Source organism: Mesorhizobium sp. M0062, from assembly GCF_040323125.1.
Lineage (GTDB): Bacteria > Pseudomonadota > Alphaproteobacteria > Rhizobiales > Rhizobiaceae > Mesorhizobium.
The window spans coordinates 39,454-63,623 of the sequence record NZ_JAMYUO010000015.1; the positions used below are offsets into that span (position 1 = coordinate 39,454).

A 24,170-nucleotide genomic window follows, 5' to 3' on the forward strand; every position below is an offset into this window, starting at 1 on the left:
ATGCGCCGCGTCACGTCGTCCAATAGTTTGCCGCGTATTCAGGGGCTTATCGGGAAATCGGGACGCCGAAGACCGTCACGAACCAGCGGCGGACCGCTTCCTCGGCCGGGCTCAGATGCGCGCCCGAAGGTGCGGTCAGATAGTGGCCGGCACCGCTCGACAGCGTAAAGCCGGACAGGGTGACGAGAGATCCTTCGCGCAGTGCCGCGTCGGCCAACGGTCGCGATCCCAGCACCATGCCGGCGCCGTGCTTCGCCGCCTCCAACGCGGTAACGAAACTGTCGAATTTGTGCGTCGGCCCGAGCGCCGGCTTCATCCGGGCGACGGCGAACCATTCGCCCCACATTTCCCGTGCGCCGACCACTGTAAGTCTCGGCAATCCCGTCCAATCCTTGACGTTGGCGAGATGTGGCGATGCCATCGGCGTCAAGGTTTCGCGGGTGAGGCGGTCGGCCTGCCGTCCGGCAAAGGAGCCGGAGCCAATGCCGAAACGGATGTCGAGACCCACAAAGCGCTCGCCGTAATCGGCCGGTGTGTGGATGGTCTCGATCTGCAGCTGGACGAAGGGCAGGTCCTTGGCCATTTGCGGCAGCTTCGGCGCGATCATCAGCACGGCGAAGGAAATCGGCGAGCGGATCGTCACGCTCTGGACGGTCTTGGGTTCAAACAGCTCGCGCGTGCTGTTGGCGATCACGGCGAAGGCCGATTGCAGATGCGGCAGGTAGGCGGCACCCTCCGGCGTCAATTCGACGCCGCGCGCCAGGCGGATGAACAGCGGCTGCTTCAACCGCTCTTCGAGAGAACGGATGTGCTGGCTGACCGCAGCCTGGGTCAGGCCAAGCTCGGCCGCGGCGGCGGTGAAATTCGACAGCCGCGCGGCGGCCTCGAAACTCCGCAGCCAGTCAAGCGGGGGCAAGGGCAGGGTTGTTTCAGTCATAAACCGTTTAGGGCCTCTGGCTGCAAAATGATAATTTGAGTTATGCCTTCGACATCATCACGATGCAACCGGAAACCCTGCGGAGTTGGCTGCGGGGCGCTGCGGACAGGAACGGATCCCCATGCTTAGCCAGGTGCTGATCGGCGACGAAGGAAGAACGATCGACCTCGGGTGGAAGGACGGCGCGCGCACTCGCTTTCACGCAGTGTGGTTGCGCGACAATGCGCTCGACGACAAGACGCGCAGCGCCGGCAACGGCCAGCGGCTGATCACCATTCTCGACATTCCCGTGCAGACATGGATCGGCGCAGCCGCGATCAAGGGCGATGCGCTTGAAGTCAGTTTCGAACCGGAGGGAAAGACGGTGCGCTTTCCTGCGGCATGGCTGAGCGCCAATGCCTATGACCGCGATGCCGCCCGACAGCCCGGCTGGACAGGCGAGGGCACCGTGCGATGGACCAGGGCCTCTATGCAGAATTCGGTGCCGCGCGCCGGCTATCTCGCTGCCAGCCGCGACCGCGCCGTCTTGCGGCAATGGCTGTCGGCGGCGAAGACCTACGGCTTCGCGGTGATGGACGATTTGCCGCCCGAATCCGGGGCGCTGTGCAAAGTGTCCGATCTGTTCGGCTATATCAGGGAGACCAATTACGGCCGATGGTTCGAGGTGCGCGCCGAGGTCAATCCAACCAATCTGGCCTACACCAATCTTGGCCTGCAGGCGCATACCGACAATCCCTATCGCGATCCGGTGCCGACCTTGCAGATCCTGTCCTGCATCGAAAACACCGTGGAGGGCGGCGAATCCAGCGTCGTCGATGGTTTTGCCGTGGCGGCCGCGCTGCAGGCAGAAAACCCCGAAGGCTTCCGGCTGTTGAGTTCATACCCGGCGCGTTTCGAATATGCGGGGTCGTCGGGCGTGCGATTGCAGGCCAAACGGCCGATGATCGAGCTCGGGCCGGATGGCGAACTCATCGCCATCCGCTTCAACAACCGCTCGCTGGCGCCGACCGTCGATGTGCCGTTCGCGGAGATGGAGGCCTACTACGCCGCCTATCGCCGGTTTGCCGAACTGATCGAGGATCCTTCCTTCGAAGTCACCTTCAGGCTCGAGGCGGGCGAGGCCTTCATCGTCGACAACACCCGCGTCATGCATGCCCGCAAGGCGTTCTCCGGCACCGGCAAGCGCTGGCTGCAGGGCTGCTACGCCGACAAGGATGGCCTTTTGTCGACGCTGTCGGCGATCGAACACAGCTTCAAGGAGGCTGCGGAATGAGCGGCCAGGATTTGAACGCGGGCAACATCGTCGAATTCATCGCCGATATTTTCGAACGCCGAGGGGCGGAATCCTATCTCGGCGAACCCGTCACCATGTCGGAGCACATGTTGCAGGGCGCCTGGTTCGCCGAAAAGGACGGCGCGCCCGATGTGCTGGTGGCGGCAGCACTGCTGCACGATATCGGCCACTACACCAGCGAGTTCGGCACCTATTCGCCCGACGATGTCGAGGACAAGCATCATGACGAAGCCGGCGGCGAGGTGCTGGCGCCGTTCTTTCCACCGGTGATCGTCGAATGCGTCAGGCTGCATGTCGCGGCCAAGCGCTACCTTTGCGCCACCGACCCGAGCTATTTCGGCAGGCTGTCGCAGGCCTCGGTCCACACACTGTCGCTGCAAGGCGGGCCGATGAATGCCGAAGAGGTGGCAGAGTTCCGCAAGAACCCGTTCCACGAGGAAGCGGTGCGGGTTCGCGTCTGGGACGAGGCCGGCAAGATCGCCAACATGAAGACCCGGGCATTTCGCGACTACATGCCGCTGCTGCAACGGGTTGTCCGCGAATTCGCCAATCGCGCCTGATCATAATCCGGGGAAGGAACGGCATGTGCTACCGCTTCGACGGCGAGCATGCGCTAACCGTATGCCGGAGACCTGCCGCAAGCGTCTGCGTGCCGCAGGCGCTCGCGCCTCGCTGCCGATCCCTACCGGTGACGAGCCTTGTCACCGCGGATTTTATTGCGACATCCGTCGGCGCGGCCAAGATCAGTAGGTCAGACTTCGGTGTATATTTGACTCAGACGAAGGTCTGAGAATCGAGCTGAAAGCACGAAAGGAGAGTTTCCTCAGCGTTTGTAAGCCGCGATTTTGGGCTGTTCATTCTTGAATACCGTGACACATCATGATGTGATGGTGGCATGAATGGAGAAAGGCAGCCCCTGTTTTCATCCGTGCGTCGCTGGGCGTACTTTAGCTTGCGCGTATTCGCGGCGGTTGCGGTGGCGATGCCGGTGCTTGGTCTGCGGTTGAGCCATGTCGACGGCTACAAGATCGAATTCGCCGCTGCCAGCGCCAAGAGCGGAAACAATGGCAATGGTAACGGTGGTGGCAACGGTAGTGGTAACGGTAATGGCTCAGGCGGCAACGCCGGGAATGGCAACGCCAACGGAAAGGGAAAAAATGGTGCCGGCGACAACGCCCCCGGTAGCCAAGCTCCCAGTAGCCAAGTCAATGCCGCTGGCGACACGGTGACGGTACAGGGCGCCAAAATCCAGGTCGTGCATCGCGATGGATTCAGCGAAAGCATCGAGGCCGGCCGCTTCACTATGAAGGATCCGCTTGGAAGGACAATTGTCGAACGCGCCGTAAGGGCCTCCGACATTGCTCGTCTGAAAGGGCTGTAACTGTTGGTTCGCCAACCAGCATCCGACCTTCAGACAAGCCCCGATCTCCCTATACAAGACCCGTTTTGGGCGCGTGCATAAGAATGGCTGCTTCGGTGCGGTTTCGCACCTTTAGCTTTTGAAATATCCGAGTCATGTGGTGTTTTACCGTTTTCTCCTGCAGGTTGAGACGTTTGGCGACTTCTTTATTGCTCAGTCCTTCGCCTACCAAGGAGATTATCCCAAGCTCGCGTCCCGAGAGATTGGCAACGAGATCGGTTGTGCGCTTTTCCGGCCGGATCAGTTCATTCAAAAGCTGCGCTGACAGGGTCGGCGAAACATATTTTTTTCCTGCGGCTATATAAGTCAGCACCTCGGCCAGCGATGCCGCCCCAATCCCTTTCAGCACATATCCGCGTACGCCCAGCCTGAGCGCCGTCGCCAAATCGGCGTTCGCCTCCGAGACGGTGAGCATGACGATCTTGCAGTCAGGCTGAGTTGCAAGAATATTTTCCGCTGCCGCCAGACCCCCTCCCGGCAAACTGATGTCTAGCAGCAATATGTCGGGATTTGCCAAGGCCGCAAGCTGTTCGGCATCCGTCGCGGTTTCGCCCGCACCAACGACTTCGAAGCCGCCGATTTCGGCGAGGCTGCGAGCCACACCCTCGCGAAACAGCGGATGATCATCAACAATGGCAATCCTTATGGGAGCGGTCATTTCTGGTCCTCGATGTTGAGCGTTATGGTCAGCCGGGTCCCCCTGGGGCTCGAAAAGGTCTCGAAGTGACCTCCGATACTTTCGATACGTTCCCTCATACCGGCGAGTCCAAGTCCTTCACACGATCCCGACTGGAATCCAGGGCCGCGATCAAGCACTTGAATGAGGAGCTTGCCCTGCGTCACTCTCGCCTTGACAGCCTGCCCCTTGCCCAGACCGTGTCGCCAGGCATTGTTCAGCCCCTCCTGCGCGAAGCGAAAGATGCTTATTTTCTCGGACGTCCCCAGGTCGGGCAGGCGAGATGGCAGTGAAAGCGATACGGAGGAGGCCGTCCGGCGTTCATGTTCGGCAACCGCAAGCCGCAATATCTCCGCGACTGTCGAAGCTTCGATCTGTGGCAGCACGAGGCCGGTGCAGATGGCGCGGATCTCCCGCATCGCCTCGTCCAACGTATGATGGATATCGGCGATCTCGGTCTTCCGGTGGCTTGGGGATGCGGCGGGATCGAGCAGCAGAGGGCTGTCCATGCGCAGCGCAGCCAGTGCGACCAGCTGAGCTGGACCGTCATGCAAATCAGACCCGATGCGACGCAAGTAACGCTCGTTGATTGCCGTTGCGCGGCGCGACGCCTGCTGGACGCGCTCCCGCAAAGCGGAATTCTGCTCCAAAAGCAACTGAAGTTCGGCCACTTGTGTCTCAAGCGCTGAACGCTGCGTTTCGATAGTGCTGCTGCCGCGAAGCACGATTCCCGAGAGCATCGCCAAGGCGACCGCGGTCGCGCCAGCCACGAGCAGCCAGCTCGACCATAGTGCCGAGTTTAAAGTGCCCTGAAGATCGTCGGCTATCTCGTAGAACTCGGAAACGGCCACAACATCGCCCGACCACGGCTCTCGAACCGGATTGTAGATCTCGAGCAGCGAGGCGGTGGGGCTCTTCCGTTCCTTCCTTTCATTTTCGTCCAGATCATTGAATTGCGCCACCACGTTTCCACCGAACGCATGCAGCAAGTTCGCATTTGGCTCGAAGGTCTGGCCGATAAGAGCCGCGTCTTTGGCGTACAGCACCTTGCCATCACGCCGCCAAAGCACGAACGACGCCAGTTTTTTGCCGAGAGCACCCTGGTCCAGGGTTTCATCGAGCGCCCGTTTAACGGTGTCGCTGAGCTGCTGGCTTTTGCGCATATCCGGCAGGATTGGCGCGATGACACTGTCGACGTAAAGCGCGGTCGTGCTTGCAGAGTTGCGGATCACTCCATCTCGTATTTGCGAGGTGACCCATAGGCCGACGACCAGCATCAGCGACAGCAGCCCAATGCTTCCGACTATGATGAACTGCCAAGCCAACGATAGCCTGTTCCAGTTTTGATAGAGACTATCAATGTAGCGCACGTCTCAACCGACCCCGCGACTTTGGCCGCGCCAAAATGCCTAAGCCATCCTACATCTAGAACGGTCGATGGTGCGAGCAAGCGCTAGGTTGAATTGCCGGGGAAACCGCAATTTCAGGGCATGATCCCACCGCCACCCGCGGGGAACGGCGGTGGGATCAGCGTTACTGTATGATCTTGACGATCTTCCGCGTGCCGGGGTCGACCAGCACGGTTCGCCCGTCGACCACAACGTAGCGATACTTGACGCTCGGCACTTCATGCAGTTCCACCGTGTCGGGAATGGCGGTCCCCACGTTCAATTCGACACCTGGAATCTTCACCGACGCAAGGGGCTGCTTTTTCACGTATTCGCGCACAACCGTTTCCTGCTCCGGCGCGATGATGACGTCTTGAGCGGCAACTACGCCCGCGCTCGCGAGCAGCAAGAATCCGGCAATTGCGGTCGACTGGTACATGGTCGTCATGATTCTCTCCTTCATCAACGCTCATGCATCTTGCGCGAGCTCGATTCCGATACGGTGGTTGTTGGTGAGGTTGATGCACACCGCAAGCCGAACGGGCTTTTCGCGGCTGCGTTCCCGCGTGGGGCTTCGGTCCGGGTGTCATCGGGCCAATGGACTATAGGGAGAGGGACCAAAGTCTGGTGCCAGGCTGTAGAGGTCCTAGAGCCTCCTCAGGGCGGAACACAGGGTTCTCGGCATCGTTGAGATCAGCACTTGTGGGAGGCGTTAATGGACAACAGCGTCCATCAGGCACGATGGTTGCTCTTGCCTGTTTTCGGGGTAGCCATCCTGGTCATGACGACGGGAGTACTTCTAAGCTTGTGAGGCTGGTGTCATCGCTATGGGATCACAAGCTCAGAAAAAAGCAAAAATCTTGCGTTGCATTAATTTTTTTATGCAATTTGTAGCTGATTGTTGGCAAAACTACTGCCTACATTTATTGGTCTTCTTAGAAGCCCGATTTTATTCGCAAAATGCGGAACAAAGTATTTTTGACAGAGTTGGCTAGGCTGAGGGATCGACTCTTTAAGGAGAAAGCAGATGAAACATGTGTTGATCACGAGCATGATTGCGCTTGGCGTCGGGTGCGGCGCCGCGATCGCCCAGACCCAGGCTGTGCAGCCGAGCGGCGGCGACAACTGCGCCGCTGGCGCGGCCGATTGCCAGAAGGGCGGCAAGGCCGGCGAACAGGCGCAAGGCAAGATGAAGTCACAGACCGATCAGAATGCACAGGGCCAGGCTGGCGCCACGACCGATCAGCAGGCTCAGGGCAAAGCCAAGCTCAAGACGGATGAACAGGCACAGGGCAAGGCCGGGACCAGTACCGAGCAGAATGCTCAGGGTCAGGCCGGCGCCACGACCGATCAGCAGGCTCAGGGCAAGGCCAAGCTCAAGACGGATGAACAGGCCCAGGGCAAGGCCGGGACCAGCACCGAGCAGAATGCTCAGGGCCAGACCGGCACCAGCACCGAGAAGCAGGCTCAGGGCAAGGCCAAGCTCAAGACGGATGAACAGGCCCAAGGCAAGGCCGGGACCAGCACCGAGCAGAACGCTCAGGGCCAGACCGGCACCAGCACCGAGAAGCAGGCTCAGGGCAAAGCCGGGACCAGCACCGAGCAGAACGCTCAGGGCCAGACCGGCACCAGCACGGACCAGCAGGCCCAGGGCAAGGCCGGGACCACCACCGAGCAGAACGCTCAGGGCAACACAAACGTCCAGACCGACCAGGGCAATACGGCCTCGATCAACAACGTGACAGTCGAGCAGAAGACGCAGGTCACGCAGATCATCCACGAGACCAGGGTTGAGCCGGTGAAGAACGTCGACTTCGACATTTCGGTCGGCATCGAGGTGCCGCGGCACAAAGTGCGCCTGCACCGTCTGCCGGCGCGCATTGTCAAGATCGTCCCGGCTTACGAATCCTATGAGTACTTCGTGCTGGCCGACGGGCGCATCGTCATCGTCGACCCGGATACGTACAAGATCGTGCTGATCCTGACGTGACACGGCAGTGGCTCTTGTTCCCGGCGCGGTGCGATTGAGGGGTATCGTATGCGCCGCGGTGGCCCGCCGACCAGAGGCGGCGGGCCACTTGCTTTGTCTTTCGCATCGCGCGTTTTTCCCGTTGACACCTTGCCTTTCACCCTCGTAGTGTCCGCCACGATGAAAAAGGCACTCATTCTCGTAGGAAAGCGCGTGGGCAAGGCGGTGTAACCGCCGGGCGAAAACCTCCCATGCGCAACACACAGGCTCCCATCGGGGGCCTTTTTTATTGCCCGAAACACGACTAAACGACCAGCAATCGCCTCATGGCTAGAAGTACGGGACCAGACCGATGAGCAACGGACAGAACGAACGGCGCGAAATGCCAAACAGGGAAATGACTGGCGCCGAAATGGTGGTGCAGGCGCTGAAGGACAATGGCGTCAAGCATGTCTTCGGCTATCCCGGCGGCGCGGTGCTTCCGATCTATGACGAAATCTTCCAGCAGGACGAGGTCGAGCACATCCTCGTCCGCCACGAGCAAGGCGCAGGGCATGCGGCCGAAGGCTATGCCCGCTCGACCGGCAAGGCCGGCGTCATGCTGGTGACCTCCGGCCCGGGCGCCACCAATGCGGTGACGCCGCTGCAGGATGCGCTGATGGATTCGATCCCGCTGGTCTGCCTGACCGGGCAGGTGCCGACTTCGCTGATCGGCTCCGACGCGTTCCAGGAGTGCGACACGGTCGGCATCACGCGCCCCTGCACCAAGCACAACTGGCTGGTGAAGGACGTCAACGAATTGGCCGCCACCATCCATGAGGCCTTCCATGTCGCGACGACCGGCCGCCCCGGCCCGGTGGTGGTCGACATTCCGAAGGATGTGCAGTTCGCCAAAGGCATCTATGTGCCGCCGCAGGCGGCGCCGCGCACCAGCTACCAGCCGAAGGTCCAGGGCGACCTGGAAAAGATCAAGGCCGCCGTCGAACTGATGGCCAGCGCCAAGAAGCCGATCATCTATTCGGGCGGCGGCGTCATCAACTCCGGTCCGGAGGCCAGCCATCTTCTGCGCGAACTGGTCGACCTCACCGGCTTCCCGATCACCTCGACGCTGATGGGCCTCGGCGCGTATCCGGCATCGGGCAAGAACTGGATGGGCATGCTGGGCATGCACGGCACTTATGAAGCCAATATGGCGATGCATGATTGCGACGTGATGATCTGCATCGGCGCGCGCTTCGACGACCGCATCACCGGACGGCTGACCGCCTTCTCGCCCAACTCGAAGAAGATCCACATCGACATCGATCCATCGTCGATCAACAAGAACGTGCACACGGAAGTGCCCATCATCGGCGATGTCGGCCGGGTGCTGGAGGACATGGTGCGGCTGTGGCGGGCGAGCGCCAAGGCCGACAAGAAGGCGCTCCATCCCTGGTGGGAGCAGATCGCCAAATGGCGCGCGCGTGACTCGCTCGCGTTCAAGATGAACCACGATGTGATCATGCCGCAATATGCCATCCAGCGGCTCTACGAACTGACCAAGGACATGGACACCTACATCACCACCGAGGTCGGCCAGCACCAGATGTGGGCGGCGCAGCACTATCATTTCGAGAAGCCGAACCGCTGGATGACGTCGGGCGGGTTGGGCACGATGGGCTACGGTCTGCCGGCTGCGCTCGGCGTGCAGATCGCGCACCCGGATGCGCTGGTCATCGACATCGCAGGCGATGCCTCGGTGCAGATGACGATGCAGGAGATGAGCGCGGCGGTGCAGCACAATGCGCCGATCAAGATCTTCATCCTCAACAACCAGTATATGGGCATGGTGCGCCAGTGGCAGCAGCTGCTGCACGGCAACCGTCTGTCGCATTCCTACACCGAAGCGATGCCCGACTTCGTCAAGCTGGCCGACGCATATGGCGGCCATGGCATTCGCTGCGAGAAGCCGGACGAGCTGGACGATGCGATCAAGGAGATGATCGCGGTGAAGAAGCCGGTGCTGTTCGATTGCCGGGTGGCGACGCTCGCCAACTGCTTCCCGATGATCCCGTCGGGCAAGGCGCATAATGAAATGCTCCTGCCCGACGAGGCGACCGACGAAGCCGTGGCCAACGCCATCGACGCCAAGGGCAGGGAACTGGTCTAGGTCCAAGCCGGGGCAGGGCTGTCGCGAGAAGCCGTGCGCAAACAGAGAATTAGCTCAAAGTCTGAAATCGAGATTCATGTCATGAACGCACAGCTTCAACCGACCGGCTCCGCCTATTTCATCGCCAAGGAAACGGAAAAGCCGGAGAACCACACGCTCTCCGTGCTGGTCGACAATGAGCCCGGTGTGCTTGCCCGGGTCATCGGCCTCTTTTCCGGCCGCGGTTATAACATCGAGAGCCTCACCGTCTCCGAGACCGAACACGAGAAGCACCTGTCGCGCATCACCATCGTGACGCGCGGCACGCCGCATGTGCTGGAGCAGATCAAGCACCAGCTCGAACGCATCGTACCGGTGCATCGCGTCGTCGATCTCACCGTGCGCTCGCACGAGTTCGGCCAGGAGCGGCCGCTGGAACGCGAGTTGGCGCTGGTCAAGGTCGCCGGCACCGGCGAAGCCCGCGTCGAGGCGCTGCGTCTGGCGGACGCTTTTCGCGCTTCGGTCATCGACGCCAACACCGAGCACTTCATCTTCGAGATTACCGGCAAGGGTTCGAAGCTCGACCAGTTCATCGCCATCATGAAGCCGCTCGGCCTGGTCGAGATCTGCCGCACCGGCGTGGCGGCGATGAACCGGGGCCCGCAGGGGATGTAGTCTCAGTCCAACTATTTTACCGGCTTGGGATCGACCTTGCCGCTCGCCAGATTCTTACTCTCCCTTTTGATCGGGCGCGATACCGGACAGACGTCCTGGATGAAGCCGTTCAGCGTGTTAACCAGATTGTTCTGGACCAGCGAGTAGCGGATGAATTGTCCCTGCCGCTCCCTGGCGATGAGGCCGGCCGTCTCCAGGATGCTCAGATGCTGCGAGATCGACGGCTTCGACATGTCGAAGCGCGCCGCGATCTCGCCCGCGGTCAGCGAGGAGTGGGCGAGATAGGCGAGGATCTTGCGCCTCGGCTGCGATGACAGCGCCTCGAACACGCGCTGTATGGCGCTGCTTGCCCCGATAGCCGTGTCGCCATCCGCTGCATTGTCTTCGATCACCGCCTGCCTCTGTCGTTTCGCTTCCGGTATTTAGTCTATTGCCTAAATCGGAATAGTAGATAGTTAGCTTATTGCCTAAATAAGCGCCGGCGCGCCGGAAGGCAAGGCTCTTTGGTCCGGAAATGTTTCCTGCAGAGGAGGGGTACCGATGAAGACCATATCCACAGGCAGAATGATCTCGCAGCCCTTGAGCGATGCCGAAGATGGCGAGGTCGTCTGGATGCCGGCCAAGTCGATCTGGGTCGGTGCGATGACGCTGATTGCGTTGGTGTTCGGGCCGCTGACCTTCAGCTGGAGCGCTTTCGCCCTGTTCGTAGCGACGACGGCGGTGACGATCTGCGCCGGACACTCGGTCGGCATGCATCGCCTGCTCATCCATCGCTCGTTCAAGGTTCACATCTGGCTCGAACACGCGCTGGTCTATCTCGGCACGCTCGTCGGCATGGCCGGTCCGTTCGGCATGATCTATGCGCATGACATACGAGACTGGGCGCAGCGCCAGACGGCCTGCCACGAGCTGCACGCCCATCGCCGGCCTTTCTTCACCGACGCTTTCTGGCAAATGCATTGCGCCGTGGCGTTGCGCAATCCGCCTGACTTCGTCATCGAGCCGTCGATCCGCAACGACCGCTTCTACAGATTTGTCGAGCGGACCTGGATGCTGCAGCAACTGCCGTGGACGATCCTTTTCTTTCTGCTCGGCGGGTGGAGCTGGGTGGTCTGGGGCATTGCGGTGCGGATCTCGGTGTCGCTGACCGGGCATTGGCTGGTCGGGCATTTCGCACATCGCAGCGGGCAGCAGGGCTGGCGCGTCGATGGCGTTGCCGTGCAGGGCTACAACCTGCCGCGTTTCGGCCTGGTGACCTTTGGCGAGAGTTTCCACGGCAATCACCATGCGTTTCCCGAATCCGCAAAGCTCGGCCTGGAACGCGGGCAGATCGATCTCGGCTGGCTCTTCATCCGCATCCTGGCTGCCCTCGGCCTCGCGCATGGCGTGAAGCTTCCCGGGAACACGCCGAGGCGCAAAGGCCTGCGGCGTGTGGCTGGCCATCAGGAGGCGGCCGCCGCTCCCAGCCTGTTGTCGGCGCGGGCCCACGGCAGGTAGACTGTGCCGGCCTGGCTGGCTCGGGATAGACGGATCACGGCGGGGCGCTTTGGACCAATGGAATGAGGTTGCGTCCAGCGCCCTGTCGATTTAAGTCAGCATTGCTGACCTTTGTGAGCCGTCATGACCCTCGACGCTTTCCTTGCCCTTTTGGTCTACGCCTTCGTGACCTCGATCACGCCGGGGCCGAACAACCTCATGCTCTTGGCGTCGGGCGTGAATTTCGGCCTCGTCAGAACCATTCCGCATATGCTGGGCATCAGCATGGGTTTCCTGGTGCTGTTGCTTGCCGTCGGCTTCGGCCTGGGCGCGGTGCTGACGGCGTTTCCGGCCTTGCACACCGGATTGAAGATCGCCGGCGCTGCCTATCTGCTCTATCTCGCCTGGAAGATCGCCATGTCGCGCTCGCTGTCCAGCAAGGGGGAGACGGAGGCACGGCCGATGCGCTTCATCGAGGCAGCCGCATTCCAGTGGGTCAATGCGAAAGCCTGGGTGATGGCGATCACCGCCATGGCCGTCTACTCCAATCCGGACCACCCGTTCCTGTCGGTGGCGCTGATCGCGATCGCCTTCACCGTCGTCAACCTGCCGAGCGTCTCGGTGTGGGCCGGTTTCGGCACGGCGCTGCGCGGGTTCCTGTCGGATCCGGTGAGGCTGAAATGGTTCAACATCGCCATGGGTGTGCTCTTGGGGGCGACGCTCTGGCCGATGCTGAAGTAGACGCATCCCGCCTGAGATCTCAACCGCATCCTGGCTGGTTTTCCGACTGCTGAGCCGGCTGCATAGTCATTGTGCAGTGCACATTAAATCTTCGTAATGCCGTGTTTTGGCCCTTTTCCGACAAATGTGCGTCCTATCTACTTCGGCGAGATCGCGGCAAGACGCCGTGATTGGGTAGAATGAGACCACCGGGTTCGGCGTGTCGGATCATAGGGCTTTCAGTCGATGCGCGGAAAAGTCGTTCTGGCGGTGGTGGTGGCAGCGGCCTGTGTCGCCGCGGCATGGGTCTATTTTTCGCCGGCGGCAATGAGCAGTCTGCGGCAGATGCTGCCGGGCGCCAGGCAGGCGGCAGCAACGGACAAGCCGGCTGGATCGGACAAGGCTTCGGCCGACAAGGCTGGGGGCAAATCCGGCGCCGGCGGTAATGCCGCCCGTTCGGCCTCGATCGTCTCGGCCACCGCGACAATGGCCGATTTTCCGATCCGCCGTTACGCCATCGGCTTCGTGTCTTCGCCGGCCGTGGTCAACATCAACGCCCGCGTGTCCAGCCAGATCGTATCGATCGACGTCAAGGACGGCCAGATGGTGAAGGCGGGCGACCTGCTGTTCTCGCTCGACGACAGGGCGCTCAAGGCGCAGCTTGCCAAGGATCAGGCGACGCTCGCCAAGGACCAGGCGCTGCTAACCAGTTCGGGCTCCGACCTTCAGCGCGCCAAGGATCTCGTCGCCAAGCAGGCCGGCACGCAGCAGACTTACGATCAGGCGGTGGCGGCGCAAAAGGCTGCGGCGGCGACGGTCGATGCCGACAAGGCGACGATCGACGCCGACAATGTCCAGCTCGGCTTTGCCAGCATCAAGGCGCCGATTGCCGGCCGGCTGGGCGCGGTCAACGTTTCGGTCGGTGACCTGGTTACCTTGAGCAACGGCAACTCGAGCACGGCCACGCCGCTGGTGACGATCACCGAGATGGATCCGCTGCAAGTCAACTTCAACCTGCCGGAGAGCAACCTGGCGCTGCTGCACAAGGCGCTGGCCAACCCGCAGCAAGGCGCGGTGACGCTGACCAAGGATGGCGATCCGATGCCGATCGGCAAGGGCACGCTCGACTTCGTCGATTCCAGCGTCGACACCGCGTCCGGTACGATCGCGACACGGGCGAGCATTCCCAACGCCGATCTTTCACTGTGGCCCGGCCAATATGTGAATGTCGTGCTCGACGCTGGCATCATGCCGCAGATGACATCCATCCCGACCGTTGCCGTGCAGCCCAGCCAAAAGGGACCGTTCGTCTATGTCGTCAAGCCCGACAACACGGTCGAGATGCGACCGGTGCAGGTGGCGCTGACCGAAGGCGAAAACAGCGCCATCAGCGAGGGCGTCAAATCAGGCGAGAAGGTGGTGGTCGAGGGCCAGACCAGGCTGAAGGACGGCGCCGCCATTCACGAAGGCAAGGCGGCCGGCGGTGATCAAGCTGCTCCCAAGGTCGCCGAGGCCGGCAAGGCGGCTGCCCAATGATTTCCGAATTCTGCATAAGAAGGCCTGTCGCGACGCTGCTGATGTCGTTCGCCCTCGTGCTGGGCGGGCTGTTTGCCTACAAGTTCCTGCCGGTGGCGGCGCTGCCGAGCGCCGAATTCCCGGTCGTCAACGTCTCGGCCAACCTGGCCGGCGCGTCACCCGAAACCATGGCGACATCGGTGGCGACGCCGCTGATCAAGCAGTTCGCCACCATTGCCGGCATCGATTCGATCTCAACCAGCAATTCGCTGGGACGCACGTCCATTGCCATCCAGTTCGTGCTCAACCGGGATATCGACGCGGCGGCCGCCGATGTGCAGGCGGCGATCGCGCGCACGCAGCGGCAGTTGCCGCCGGAGATGACGTCGCCGCCGAGTTATCGCAAGGTCAATCCGGCCGACGCGCCGATCCTTCTGATGTCGCTGGTCAGCGACACGGTTCCGCTCACCGACCTCGACGCCTTCGCCGAAAATGTCATCTCGCCCTCGCTGTCGACCATCGACGGCGTGGCGCAGGTGTCGATCTTCGGCCAGCAGAAATATGCGGTGCGCGTGCAGATCGATCCGACCGCACTTGCCGCGCGCGGCATTTCGATCGATCAGCTGCAGACGGCGATCGCGTCGGCCAACTCCAACACGCCGCTCGGCGTCTTGCAGAACGACAAGCAGCAGCTGACCATCACGGCCAATACGCAGCTCACCGATGCCGCCGGGTTCTCCAACCTCATCATCGCCACCAAGAACGGCCATCCGGTGCGGCTGGGCGAGGTGACGCGCGTCATCGACTCGGTCGAGACCACGACGACTGCAAGCTGGTATGACGGCACGCGCGCCATCATCCTGGCGGTGCAGCGCCAGCCCGACGCCAACACGGTCGACGTCGTCGACAAGGTCAAGGCGATGCTGCCGTCGTTCAAGGACCAAATGCCGGCCGCCGCCGACATCAAGCTGCTCAACGACCGTTCGACCTCGATCCGCCAGGCCGTCGACGACGTCCAGTTCACGCTGCTTCTGACCATCGCTTTGGTGGTGATGGTGATCTTCGTCTTCCTGCGCCGGGTGACTGCAACCATCATTCCGGCCGTGGCGGTGCCGATCTCGTTGATCGCGACGCTCGGCGCCATGTTCCTGTTCGGCTTTTCCATCGACAACATCTCGCTGATGGGCCTGACGCTCGCAGTCGGCCTCGTCGTCGACGACGCCATCGTCATGCTGGAAAACATCTTTCGCCACATGGAGGAGGACGGTCTCTCGGCCTTCGATGCCTCGCTGAAGGGCGCGCGCGAAATCGGCTTCACCATCATCTCGATCTCGATCTCGCTGGTGGCGGTGTTCATCCCCGTGCTTCTAATGGGCGGCGTCATCGGCCGCATCTTCAACGAATTCGCCGTCGTGGTGACGGTCGCCATCCTGGCTTCGATGTTCGTGTCGCTGACACTGACGCCAATGCTGTGTTCGCGCTTGCTGTCGGTGACCAAGGCCGATCGCGACAAGCATGCCCCCGGCCACAAGCAGGATATCGTCACCCGCGGCTATGACCGGCTTTTGACCTTCTGCCTGCGCCACACTTTTCTGGTGTTCTTCGTCTTCGCCGGCACGGCGGCAGGGTCGGTCTGGCTGATCGAGGTCTCGCCGAAAGGCTTTTTCCCGCAAGAGGATATCGGCCAGATCTCGGTTACGACGATCGCCAGGCAGGACATCTCCTACGACGCCATGGTCAAGCTGCAGAACCAGGCGGCAAGTGTCTTCTCGCATTCGCCCTATGTCTCGCATGTCGCCTGGTCAGCCGGCGGCGGCAACAATGCGCTGAACCAGGGCCAGCTCTATGTGCAGCTGAAGGACAAGAGCCAGCGCCCCGACATCGACAAGGTGCTGTCGGATCTGCGGCGGCAACTGGCCACTGTGCCGGGGATCGATGCCTATATGCAGCCGGTGCAGAACCTGCGGCTTGGCGCGCGTTCTTCCGCCAGCGCCTACCAGCTCGTCGTTCAGGGCCTCGATACCGGCCTGACCGACACATGGGCGCAAAAGCTCAACGATGCGATGGCGGCCGATCATGCGAATTTCACCGACGTCACCAGCGATCTGCAGAACAATTCATTGCAGGCGACGCTGGTGGTCGATCGCGACAAGGCGGCGTCGCTCGGCATCGACACCGACACGCTGCGCTCCAGTCTCTATGGCGGCTTCGGCACGGAGCAGGTCTCGACGATCTTTGGCTCGGCCGACAGCTACGAAGTCATCATGGAGCTCGATCCCAACATCGAATGGTCGCCCGAGCGCATGCTGGCCATCCAGGTCAGGACGGCAAGCGGCAGCCTGGTGCCGCTCGGCGCCTTTGCCCGCGTCGACCGCACCGCCGGCGCGCTGACGGTCAACCAGCTCGGCCAGCTGCCCGCGGTGACCATCTCCTACAACCTGCCGCAAGGCGTGGCGCTGGGCGACAGCACGGCCCGCATCGCCGCGCTGAAGGAGCAGATCGGCATGCCGCCGGCGATTTCGACCAGCTTTGCCGGCACCGCCAAGACCTTCCAGGATTCGCTGGCCAATCAGGGCCTGCTGATCGGCGGCGCCATTCTGACCATCTATATCGTACTCGGCATCCTCTATGAGAGCTTTATCCATCCGCTGACCATTCTGACCGGCCTGCCTTCGGCGGTGCTGGGCGCCGTGGTCGCGCTGCGCTTTGCCGGCATGGACCTGTCGGTGATCGCGGTGATCGGCATCCTGATGTTGATCGGCATCGTCAAGAAGAACGGCATCATGATGGTCGACGTCGCGCTGGAGCTGCGACGAGAAGGCATGTCGGCCAAGGAGTCCATACACAAGGCGTGCCTGATGCGTTTCAGGCCGATCATGATGACGACGTTGGCGGCGCTGATGGGCACGTTCCCGATCGCGCTCGGCACCGGCGCCAGTGCTGAGCTGCGCCAGCCGCTCGGTGTCGCGGTGGTTGGCGGTCTCCTGGCGTCGCAGGCGCTGACGCTGTTCGTCACCCCTGTCATCTATGTCTATTTCGAGAATTTCTCCGGCTGGCTGGTGAGCTTCTTCTCTTCGAAAAAGAACAGGCCGGAGCTGCATGCGGTCGAGAGCGGCGAGCAGGCCTCGCTGTTCGCTCCCGAGGATCGGCTCGAGCCGCAAAGGGCCGCCGCCGAATAGGCGATAGCCCGTGGCCCAAGCTGTCATGCTTGCGGCCGCGTGCCGCCGATCCTAATCTGAGGTCATGTCCCATGATCATGACCACGACAACGAACTCGACCCGTTTGCGGCGCGCGTGCGCGCGCTGGAGACCATCCTCACCGAAAAAGGCCTGATCGATCCGGCCGCAATCGACGTCATCGTCGACACCTATGAGACCAAGATCGGACCGCGCAACGGCGCCAGGGTGGTGGCGAAAGCCTGGAGCGATCCGGCCTTTGCCGAGTGGCTGAAGCGCGACGCGACTGCGGCGATCACCTCGCTGGGCTACACCGGCCGCCAGGGCGAGCACATGCAGGCGGTGTTCAACACGGACGAGACGCACAACCTCGTCGTCTGCACGCTGTGCTCCTGCTATCCGTGGTCGGTGCTCGGCCTGCCGCCGGTCTGGTACAAGGCGCCGCCCTATCGCTCGCGCGCCGTGATCGATCCGCGCGGCGTGCTGGAGGAGTTCGGGCTGACCTTGCCGGCGGAGAAAAACATCCGCGTCTGGGATTCGACTGCCGAACTGCGCTATCTCGTGGTGCCGATGCGGCCTGACGGTACCGAAGGCTGGAGTGAGGACCAGCTCGCCGAACTGGTGAGCCGCGATGCGATGATCGGCACGGCGGTGGCGAGAGAACCGGCATGAACGGGCCGCAGGATCTCGGTGGGCAGATGGGTTTCGGGCCGGTCGCGCCCGAAAAGGACGAACCGTATTTTCATGCGGATTGGGAGAGGCGGGCGCTCGGCGTGACGCTGACTGCCGGCGCCATGGGCGCGTGGAACATCGACGAGAGCCGGCACGCCAGGGAATCGCTGCATCCGGCCGTCTATTATTCCTCAAGCTACTACCAGATATGGATCAAAGCGCTCGAGGTGCTGCTGAAGCGCCATGGCTTCGTCAGCGAGCGCGATCTGACGGAAGGTCGGGCGGTCGATCCGGCGGCGACGCCCAAAAGGGTGTTGAAGGCCGAAAACGTTCCGGCGGTGCTGGCCAAGGGCAGTCCCTGCGACCGGCCGGTCGAGACAGCGCCGCGCTTCAAGGCCGGCGACCCGGTGCGGACAAGGAATTTCAATCCCACCGCCCACACGAGGCTGCCGCGTTATGCGCGCGGCAAGCACGGAGTGATCGAGGCCGTGCGTGACGGTTTTGTGTTCCCCGACAGCAACGCGCATGGAAACGGTGAAAACCCGCAATGGGTCTATACCGTGGTCTTCGATGGCTCGGAAATCTGGGGCGAGGGCGCCGACCCGACGCTTACCGTCTCCATCGACGCTTGGGAGAGCTATCTTGAGCCGGCCTGAAGGTGCATTGCCGGCGGGTCTGGACGAACCGGTATTCGCCGAACCCTGGCAGGCCGAAGCCTTCGCCATGACGGTGGCGCTGCACGACAAGGGCCTGTTTTCCTGGGCCGAATGGGCCGATGCGCTGTCGGCGCAAGTGAAGAAGCCGGGCGCCGCAAGCGACGGCCACGATTATTACGAGCATTGGCTGGCTGCGCTGGAGACGCTGCTGGCGGCCAAGGGCGTCGCGGGAAAAAGTGACGTCGACACGCTCGCCGCCGCCTGGGAACGCGCCGCGCATGCAACCCCGCACGGCAAGCCGATTTTGTTGGAGAACGATCCCGGGCCGACCAGAGGTAGCGGCGGCGGCGCGAACATATAGTCCGCCTGTGGTTGGTGTTTGAAATCTGGCGGCCGATGCAACTAATTTTCGACGACCATGCCTTCGTCGTCCCCATAGACAAACGCCTCAACGACGGCGAAGCGGCCACGGTTTTTGGAAATGGCGACGAAGTCGTTGTCAGCCAAGTGGAGGATCACTTGCTCGTCGCTGATGGTAACACGTTCTATGGTTCTGGCATTTTCGTCACTCAGACAGGCCGTGACCTCGGTATATATCGCGAACCCTGCGTCATCTGACAAGGAGACAACGATGCCATAACCAGGTTCGCCGATTTCGATCTTCTTTATCGACTTTCCGATCAGCCTGTCTGCGAACGACCTCATCAATATCCTCGCTTATAGGTGTCTGCGCCGATCTGCATCTCGATCATGTCCGTGATAGTGGCATTGCCCGATCTAGGTTCAAATGCCTGAATTCAAATCGTTCGTTATCCGCTTGCATGTTCACTTTACGTTCGCATTTGCGCCTGCTAGTTTGTCCCGTTGAAGGTGAGGCAATCCCATCGTTTTAAGCGGTGGTTGGCACCAAGCTTGTCTTTCTCTCGCGAATCCGGTCTGTCGAATCGATGGAATTCTCTCCCCAACAGGACGAGGCTCTGAAAGCGGTCGCGCGCTGGCTCAAGGAGGGCCGGCCGCAGGTCTTCCGGCTGTTCGGCTATGCCGGCACCGGCAAGACCACGCTGGCGCGCTATTTTGCCGAGCATGTCGACGGGCAGGTGCAGTTCGCCGCCTTCACCGGCAAGGCGGCGCAGGTTCTGCGCTCCAAGGGCGCGGTCAATGCACGCACTATCCATTCGCTGATCTACCGGCCCAAGGGCGAGGAATCGGTCGCCGACGAGGTGACCGGCAAGACCTCGATGTCGCCGACCTTCTCGCTCAACCGGCAAAGCCCTATTTCACGGGCGAAGCTGGTGGTCATCGACGAATGCTCGATGGTCGACGAGCAGCTTGGCCGCGACCTTCTGAGTTTTGGCACGCCGATCCTGGTGCTTGGCGATCCGGCGCAGCTGCCGCCGATCTCGGGCGGCGGCTTTTTCACCGAGCATGAGCCGGATGTGCTCTTGACCGAAATCCACCGCCAGGCGCGCGACAATCCGATCATCCAGCTGGCGCTCGACGTGCGCGAGGGCCGCGAGTTCATGCGCGGCGACTACGGCAGCGCGCAGGTCATCGGCAAGGAGGACGTCACCCAGGAGCTGGTGCTGAAGGCGGACCAGGTGTTGGTCGGCACCAACCGCACACGCCGCCGCTACAATCAGCGCCTGCGCGAGCTGAAGGGTTTCAATGCCGATTATCCGCAGGCCGGAGACAAGCTGGTCTGCCTGCGCAACGACCCCGCCAAGGGCCTGCTCAACGGTTCGCTGTGGAAGGTAATGACCTCGTCGCGCGAAACGGTGAAGCCGGGCATCAACCTTCTGGTCTCGCCCGAGGAGGACGATCCCGACCGCGGCGTCGCCAAGATCAAGCTGCTCAAGTCGGCTTTCGAGGATCCGGACGCCGATATCCCCTGGCAGCAGAAGAAGCGCTTTGACGATTTCGACTATGGCTACGCGCTGACCGTGCACAAGGCGCAGGGTTCGCAGTGGAACGATGTCGTGCTGTTCGACGAGAGCTGGGCGTTCAAGGAAACCCGCCAGCGCTGGCTCTATACTGCCATAACGCGGGCGGCAGAGCGGCTGACGATTGTTAGATAGCTGGCGTTAGATAGCCGGCGTCAGGTAGCAGCCGGCGCAGCAGGGCTGAGTGGCGTCGCACCCAGCCATTGCCAGGCATCCGCTTCATCCTCGGCCGCGAAGTGCCTGAACTCGATGGGTGGCGAAGCCGGAAGGAAGTTCCGCGCATCCGCTATCCAGTCGGGCTCACCGATCGTCGCGCACCGGGCGATATGCTCTAGGGCGTGCACCGTGCCCTGTTTCAGCGTCTCGTCGTCCATATCGATCCAGTCGACGCCCTCATGATCGACCAGCCGCACCAAGACATCGATCCTCGGGTGCAGCGCGTAGGCAGCTTCCAGCAATCCAAACAGATTTTCGCCGTCGGCGGCAGAGACATGGCCGACGACGTCGATGGCGAAAAGGTCCTCACGGTCGGTTTCGAGGCGGCGGATCGCGGGCACGGATTGGAGAAAATTCATTGGCTGGGTTCCCCCTTGCGAGCAGATGTCATCACTGGAACACCCGAAAGCCCCTGTCTGTTCCCATCAAAGGCAGTATAGATGCGCTGCACAAACAGCCGGACCTCACGCCATGCCCGCGAAACTCTCGGTCAATCTCAACGCCATCGCCATGCTGCGCAACCGCCGCGACCTGCCGTGGCCGAGCGTCACCGGGCTCGGCCGCCTGGCGCTGGCGGCCGGCGCGCACGGGCTGACGGTTCATCCGCGGCCCGACGAGCGCCACACCAGGCATTCCGACCTGCCCGACATCCGGGCGCTGATCGACGACGAGTTTCCCATGGCGGAATTCAACATCGAGGGCTACCCGACCGAGGATTTTCTGGCGCTTGTGGAAAGGCACCAGCCGGAGCAGGTGACGCTGGTGCCCGACGATCCGGCGCAGGCGACATCGGACCATGGCTGGAACTTTGCCGCCGAGGCGGCGTTCCTTAACCCGATCGTCAAGCGTCTGAAAAAAGGGGGCTTCCGCGTGTCGCTGTTTTCCGATCCGGATCCCACCGGCGTCAATGCCGCGCGCGATACCGGCGCTGACCGCATCGAGCTCTATACCGGGCCCTACGGCAGCTACCATTCCGATTCCGCCAAGGCGCGGAAGCAGCTGGAAAGATTGGGAAAAACCGCGGATGCCGCACTCGCCGCCGGGCTCCAGGTCAATGCCGGGCACGATCTGGTGGTGAACAACCTTCCGGCATTGGCAAAGCGCATTCCGGCATTGGCCGAAGTGTCTATCGGACACGGGTTGACAGCCGATGCGTTGGAGTATGGCATGGCCGGCACGGTGGGGCGGTTTCTGAAGGCTTGCGGTTGGTAGCGGTGGAAGGCTCGTGTCGAAGGTGATATCGCATGACAGCAAGCAAGGCGCACCGCACGATGATCGGGGAGTAGTCGATGGCTCTTTCCAGCATCGGTAGCGAGGCTGAACCCGTCGAACAACCGAACCACTCCCACACTGAACAGCACAGCACCAAAGTTCTGATGCTGGGCGCGCTTGGCGTCGTCTATGGCGATATCGGCACCAGCCCGATCTATGCCTTCCGCGAGGCGCTTCACGCTTCGCCTGGTACCGACACGCGCATAGATGTCCTGGGCGTGCTGTCGCTGATCGTCTGGGCGCTGACGATTATCGTCACCATAAAATACGTCGCTTTCGTGCTTCGCGCCGACAACAAGGGCGAGGGCGGCACGCTGTCCCTGATGGCGCTGGCGCGCAGCGCCTATCCAAAAGGCGCCAAGCTTATCCTCGGCATCGGACTTTGCGGGGCGTCGCTTTTTTTCGGAGACGCTATCATAACTCCGGCCATTTCCGTGCTGTCGGCAGTTGAGGGCCTGGAAGTGGTGACACCGACGCTGGAGGCCTATGTCGTTCCGATCACCTTGGTCATCCTGGCATTTCTGTTCTCCGTGCAGCGCTTCGGCACGGGGAAGGTGGCGGCAGTATTCGGGCCGGTGACGGCGCTATGGTTCCTGGCCATCGGCGTTTCCGGGCTCTACCACCTGATGGATGATCCTTCGGTGCTGTTGGCTATCAACCCGTATTATGCAATCGCCTACTTAGCCGGCACGCCGACCGCCGCTTTCGTGACCGTTGGTGCAGTGTTCCTGGCGGTAACGGGGGCCGAGGCGCTTTATGTCGACCTTGGACATTTCGGGCGCAAGCCGATCGTGCTCGCGTGGTTTTCCGTGGTGTTTCCTTGCCTGCTGCTCAACTACTTCGGCCAGGGCGCCTTTGTATTGGCGAATGGCGGCAGGCCGACCAATCCATTCTTCGAGATGTTGCCGGATTGGGCGCTGATGCCAATGGTCGGCTTGGCAACGGCCGCCACCGTGATCGCCAGTCAGGCGGTGATCTCGGGTGCTTTTTCGCTGGCACGTCAGGCAGTGCAACTCAACCTGCTGCCCCGCATCGAGGTGCAGCACACGTCCGAAATGCAGAGCGGCCAGATTTATATGCCGCGCGTCAACCTGCTCATCGCCCTGGGAGTGATGCTGCTGGTTGTCGGCTTCGGCAGCTCGAGTTCGCTGGCTTCCGCTTACGGAATTTCGGTGACCGGCGAGATGCTGATGACAACCATTCTGCTGTTCGTTGTCATGCGCAATTTGTGGAAATGGCAGCTTGGGCTCGCCCTGGCATTGGCGCTGCTGTTCGGCACCATCGACATGGGTTTCTTCCTGGCGAATGTCGTCAAGATCGTGGAAGGCGGATGGGTGTCAATATCCGTTGCCTGCCTCATGGGGCTGATCATGACCACCTGGATACGCGGCAGCCGCTATCTCTTCGACAAGACCCGGCGCAACGAAATCCCGCTCGATTTCCTCGCCGGCAATCTGCTGAAGAAGAAGCCGCAGCTGGTGTCCGGCACCGCCGTGTTCCTGACCAGCGATCCGCAAAGCGCGCCGACAGCGCTGATGCACAGCCTGAAGCACTACAAGGTGCTGCACGAGCAGAACGTCATTCTGTCGGTGGTCACCGCACCGCAGCCGCTGGTGCCCGACAGCGAGCGGGTCAAGATGGAGACAGTCAACGAGTTGTTCATGCGGGTGACGCTGACCTTCGGCTACATGGAACAGCCCAACATTCCGCGCGCGCTGGCAATCTGCCGCAAGCAGGGCTGGAAGTTCGACATTATGACGACGTCGTTCTTCCTGTCGCGGCGCTCGCTCAAGGCATCGCCCAATTCCGGCATGCCGGTGTGGCAGGACAAGCTGTTCATCGGGCTCGCCCGCTCGGCGGCCGATGCGACGGAGTATTTCCAGATCCCGACCGGACGTGTGGTCGAGATCGGCACGCAGGTGGCGATCTGAGGTTTCCGGCAGCCTTTGACGCCACGCACCGGTCATTGCGGGGCAAGCCCTGCGTTGGGAACATGGTAGCCCTACCGTCACGGCACTTGATATTGCATCGCAGCAAGC

General features: G+C 61.8%; 23 protein-coding genes. 16 read left to right on the forward strand and 7 right to left on the reverse strand.

Going from position 1 to position 24,170, the window contains the following annotated elements:
* Window positions 1-46: 46 nt before the first annotated feature.
* Entirely contained in the window at window positions 47-937 is an 891-nt protein-coding gene (locus tag NKJ64_RS18575) for a LysR family transcriptional regulator (protein ID WP_023712476.1), read from the reverse strand.
* A gap of 121 nt (window positions 938-1,058) precedes the next feature.
* Here NKJ64_RS18575 and tmpA point away from each other — a divergent pair, with 121 nt between their 5' ends.
* The 3 genes from tmpA to NKJ64_RS18590 all read left to right on the forward strand — a co-directional run bounded on the left by tmpA (window position 1,059) and on the right by NKJ64_RS18590 (window position 3,612).
* Window positions 1,059-2,210 carry a 2-trimethylaminoethylphosphonate dioxygenase gene (gene tmpA, locus NKJ64_RS18580; RefSeq protein WP_352463120.1) on the forward strand — a complete coding sequence of 384 codons (1,152 nt, stop codon included), beginning with the start codon at window positions 1,059-1,061 and terminating at the stop codon, window positions 2,208-2,210.
* Window positions 2,207-2,791 (forward strand): (R)-1-hydroxy-2-trimethylaminoethylphosphonate oxygenase, encoded by a 585-nt coding sequence (tmpB, locus tag NKJ64_RS18585; protein ID WP_023751655.1) that lies wholly within the window; start codon window positions 2,207-2,209, stop codon window positions 2,789-2,791. Before tmpA ends, tmpB begins: the two co-directional genes overlap by 4 nt.
* A 392-nt stretch (window positions 2,792-3,183) precedes the next feature.
* Entirely contained in the window at window positions 3,184-3,612 is a 429-nt protein-coding gene (locus tag NKJ64_RS18590; RefSeq protein ID WP_023750905.1) for a hypothetical protein, read from the forward strand.
* A 49-nt stretch (window positions 3,613-3,661) separates the two neighbouring features.
* Here NKJ64_RS18590 and NKJ64_RS18595 read toward each other — a convergent pair whose 3' ends face one another.
* The 3 genes from NKJ64_RS18595 to NKJ64_RS18605 form a co-directional block, all read right to left on the reverse strand.
* Complete coding sequence (locus NKJ64_RS18595; RefSeq protein WP_023668347.1) at window positions 3,662-4,309, reverse strand: LuxR C-terminal-related transcriptional regulator; 648 nt, start codon at window positions 4,307-4,309, stop codon at window positions 3,662-3,664.
* Window positions 4,306-5,697, reverse strand: coding sequence for a sensor histidine kinase (locus tag NKJ64_RS18600; protein ID WP_023668348.1), 1,392 nt, complete (start codon window positions 5,695-5,697; stop codon window positions 4,306-4,308). Before NKJ64_RS18600 ends, NKJ64_RS18595 begins: the two co-directional genes overlap by 4 nt.
* A gap of 163 nt (window positions 5,698-5,860) precedes the next feature.
* Window positions 5,861-6,163, reverse strand: a complete 303-nt coding sequence (locus tag NKJ64_RS18605; protein ID WP_023731684.1) for a DUF1236 domain-containing protein — start codon at window positions 6,161-6,163, stop codon at window positions 5,861-5,863.
* Between the two features lie 579 nt (window positions 6,164-6,742).
* Between NKJ64_RS18605 and NKJ64_RS18610 the strand changes: the two genes are divergently transcribed.
* The 3 genes from NKJ64_RS18610 (at window position 6,743) to ilvN (ending at window position 10,487) form a co-directional block, all read left to right on the forward strand.
* Complete coding sequence (locus tag NKJ64_RS18610; protein ID WP_023668350.1) at window positions 6,743-7,705, forward strand: DUF1236 domain-containing protein; 963 nt, start codon at window positions 6,743-6,745, stop codon at window positions 7,703-7,705.
* Window positions 7,706-8,036: 331 nt separating this feature from the next.
* Window positions 8,037-9,833, forward strand: coding sequence for an acetolactate synthase 3 large subunit (locus NKJ64_RS18615; protein ID WP_023668351.1), 1,797 nt, complete (start codon window positions 8,037-8,039; stop codon window positions 9,831-9,833).
* Between the two features lie 81 nt (window positions 9,834-9,914).
* Window positions 9,915-10,487 carry an acetolactate synthase small subunit gene (gene ilvN / locus NKJ64_RS18620; RefSeq protein WP_023668352.1) on the forward strand — a complete coding sequence of 191 codons (573 nt, stop codon included), beginning with the start codon at window positions 9,915-9,917 and terminating at the stop codon, window positions 10,485-10,487.
* A gap of 11 nt (window positions 10,488-10,498) precedes the next feature.
* Here ilvN and NKJ64_RS18625 read toward each other — a convergent pair whose 3' ends face one another.
* Window positions 10,499-10,879 carry a metalloregulator ArsR/SmtB family transcription factor gene (locus tag NKJ64_RS18625; RefSeq protein ID WP_352463121.1) on the reverse strand — a complete coding sequence of 127 codons (381 nt, stop codon included), beginning with the start codon at window positions 10,877-10,879 and terminating at the stop codon, window positions 10,499-10,501.
* A 148-nt stretch (window positions 10,880-11,027) separates the two neighbouring features.
* Between NKJ64_RS18625 and NKJ64_RS18630 the strand changes: the two genes are divergently transcribed.
* The 7 genes from NKJ64_RS18630 (at window position 11,028) to NKJ64_RS18660 (ending at window position 19,064) form a co-directional block, all read left to right on the forward strand.
* Window positions 11,028-11,984: an acyl-CoA desaturase gene (locus tag NKJ64_RS18630; RefSeq protein ID WP_023822145.1), complete on the forward strand. Its 957-nt coding sequence runs from the start codon at window positions 11,028-11,030 to the stop codon at window positions 11,982-11,984.
* Window positions 11,985-12,107: 123 nt separating this feature from the next.
* Window positions 12,108-12,704: a LysE family translocator gene (locus NKJ64_RS18635; RefSeq protein WP_023735940.1), complete on the forward strand. Its 597-nt coding sequence runs from the start codon at window positions 12,108-12,110 to the stop codon at window positions 12,702-12,704.
* Between the two features lie 225 nt (window positions 12,705-12,929).
* Window positions 12,930-14,219, forward strand: a complete 1,290-nt coding sequence (locus NKJ64_RS18640; RefSeq protein WP_023744640.1) for an efflux RND transporter periplasmic adaptor subunit — start codon at window positions 12,930-12,932, stop codon at window positions 14,217-14,219.
* The gene (locus NKJ64_RS18645; protein ID WP_352463122.1) at window positions 14,216-17,377 is read left to right on the forward strand and encodes an efflux RND transporter permease subunit; all 3,162 of its coding nucleotides are present in this window, start codon (window positions 14,216-14,218) and stop codon (window positions 17,375-17,377) included. Before NKJ64_RS18640 ends, NKJ64_RS18645 begins: the two co-directional genes overlap by 4 nt.
* 64 nt (window positions 17,378-17,441) lie before the next feature.
* Window positions 17,442-18,047, forward strand: a complete 606-nt coding sequence (nthA, locus tag NKJ64_RS18650; RefSeq protein ID WP_023744642.1) for a nitrile hydratase subunit alpha — start codon at window positions 17,442-17,444, stop codon at window positions 18,045-18,047.
* Window positions 18,044-18,703: a nitrile hydratase subunit beta gene (gene nthB / locus NKJ64_RS18655; protein WP_023744643.1), complete on the forward strand. Its 660-nt coding sequence runs from the start codon at window positions 18,044-18,046 to the stop codon at window positions 18,701-18,703. The genes nthA and nthB overlap by 4 nt, the downstream gene beginning before the upstream one ends.
* Window positions 18,690-19,064 (forward strand): nitrile hydratase accessory protein, encoded by a 375-nt coding sequence (locus NKJ64_RS18660; protein WP_023744644.1) that lies wholly within the window; start codon window positions 18,690-18,692, stop codon window positions 19,062-19,064. Before nthB ends, NKJ64_RS18660 begins: the two co-directional genes overlap by 14 nt.
* 41 nt (window positions 19,065-19,105) lie before the next feature.
* Here NKJ64_RS18660 and NKJ64_RS18665 read toward each other — a convergent pair whose 3' ends face one another.
* Complete coding sequence (locus NKJ64_RS18665; protein WP_023714736.1) at window positions 19,106-19,408, reverse strand: hypothetical protein; 303 nt, start codon at window positions 19,406-19,408, stop codon at window positions 19,106-19,108.
* A gap of 242 nt (window positions 19,409-19,650) precedes the next feature.
* Between NKJ64_RS18665 and NKJ64_RS18670 the strand changes: the two genes are divergently transcribed.
* Window positions 19,651-20,778 (forward strand): ATP-dependent DNA helicase, encoded by a 1,128-nt coding sequence (locus tag NKJ64_RS18670; RefSeq protein WP_352463123.1) that lies wholly within the window; start codon window positions 19,651-19,653, stop codon window positions 20,776-20,778.
* Between the two features lie 20 nt (window positions 20,779-20,798).
* Here the strand turns inward: NKJ64_RS18670 and NKJ64_RS18675 are convergent, their stop codons facing one another.
* Window positions 20,799-21,218, reverse strand: a complete 420-nt coding sequence (locus NKJ64_RS18675) for a SpoIIAA family protein (protein ID WP_023682069.1) — start codon at window positions 21,216-21,218, stop codon at window positions 20,799-20,801.
* A gap of 112 nt (window positions 21,219-21,330) precedes the next feature.
* On the opposite strand from NKJ64_RS18675, the gene NKJ64_RS18680 reads away from it, so the two are divergent.
* Both NKJ64_RS18680 and NKJ64_RS18685 read left to right on the forward strand, forming a co-directional pair.
* Window positions 21,331-22,071 (forward strand): pyridoxine 5'-phosphate synthase, encoded by a 741-nt coding sequence (locus NKJ64_RS18680; protein WP_352463124.1) that lies wholly within the window; start codon window positions 21,331-21,333, stop codon window positions 22,069-22,071.
* Between the two features lie 77 nt (window positions 22,072-22,148).
* Complete coding sequence (locus NKJ64_RS18685) at window positions 22,149-24,062, forward strand: potassium transporter Kup (RefSeq protein ID WP_023823130.1); 1,914 nt, start codon at window positions 22,149-22,151, stop codon at window positions 24,060-24,062.
* Window positions 24,063-24,170 lie beyond the last annotated feature (108 nt).

Excerpts from the sequence above, each read along its gene's own strand:
- NKJ64_RS18575 (WP_023712476.1), bottom strand. The coding sequence starts at position 937 with ATGACTGAAACAACCCTGCCCTTGCCCCCGCTTGACTGGCTGCGGAGT.
- tmpA (WP_352463120.1), top strand. The coding sequence starts at position 1,059 with ATGCTTAGCCAGGTGCTGATCGGCGACGAAGGAAGAACGATCGACCTC.
- tmpB (WP_023751655.1), top strand. The coding sequence starts at position 2,207 with ATGAGCGGCCAGGATTTGAACGCGGGCAACATCGTCGAATTCATCGCC.
- NKJ64_RS18595 (WP_023668347.1), bottom strand. The coding sequence starts at position 4,309 with ATGACCGCTCCCATAAGGATTGCCATTGTTGATGATCATCCGCTGTTT.
- NKJ64_RS18605 (WP_023731684.1), bottom strand. The coding sequence starts at position 6,163 with ATGACGACCATGTACCAGTCGACCGCAATTGCCGGATTCTTGCTGCTC.
- NKJ64_RS18610 (WP_023668350.1), top strand. The coding sequence starts at position 6,743 with ATGAAACATGTGTTGATCACGAGCATGATTGCGCTTGGCGTCGGGTGC.
- NKJ64_RS18615 (WP_023668351.1), top strand. The coding sequence starts at position 8,037 with ATGAGCAACGGACAGAACGAACGGCGCGAAATGCCAAACAGGGAAATG.
- ilvN (WP_023668352.1), top strand. The coding sequence starts at position 9,915 with ATGAACGCACAGCTTCAACCGACCGGCTCCGCCTATTTCATCGCCAAG.
- NKJ64_RS18630 (WP_023822145.1), top strand. The coding sequence starts at position 11,028 with ATGAAGACCATATCCACAGGCAGAATGATCTCGCAGCCCTTGAGCGAT.
- NKJ64_RS18635 (WP_023735940.1), top strand. The coding sequence starts at position 12,108 with ATGACCCTCGACGCTTTCCTTGCCCTTTTGGTCTACGCCTTCGTGACC.
- NKJ64_RS18640 (WP_023744640.1), top strand. The coding sequence starts at position 12,930 with ATGCGCGGAAAAGTCGTTCTGGCGGTGGTGGTGGCAGCGGCCTGTGTC.
- NKJ64_RS18645 (WP_352463122.1), top strand. The coding sequence starts at position 14,216 with ATGATTTCCGAATTCTGCATAAGAAGGCCTGTCGCGACGCTGCTGATG.
- nthA (WP_023744642.1), top strand. The coding sequence starts at position 17,442 with ATGTCCCATGATCATGACCACGACAACGAACTCGACCCGTTTGCGGCG.
- nthB (WP_023744643.1), top strand. The coding sequence starts at position 18,044 with ATGAACGGGCCGCAGGATCTCGGTGGGCAGATGGGTTTCGGGCCGGTC.
- NKJ64_RS18665 (WP_023714736.1), bottom strand. The coding sequence starts at position 19,408 with ATGAGGTCGTTCGCAGACAGGCTGATCGGAAAGTCGATAAAGAAGATC.
- NKJ64_RS18670 (WP_352463123.1), top strand. The coding sequence starts at position 19,651 with ATGGAATTCTCTCCCCAACAGGACGAGGCTCTGAAAGCGGTCGCGCGC.
- NKJ64_RS18675 (WP_023682069.1), bottom strand. The coding sequence starts at position 21,218 with ATGAATTTTCTCCAATCCGTGCCCGCGATCCGCCGCCTCGAAACCGAC.
- NKJ64_RS18680 (WP_352463124.1), top strand. The coding sequence starts at position 21,331 with ATGCCCGCGAAACTCTCGGTCAATCTCAACGCCATCGCCATGCTGCGC.
- NKJ64_RS18685 (WP_023823130.1), top strand. The coding sequence starts at position 22,149 with ATGGCTCTTTCCAGCATCGGTAGCGAGGCTGAACCCGTCGAACAACCG.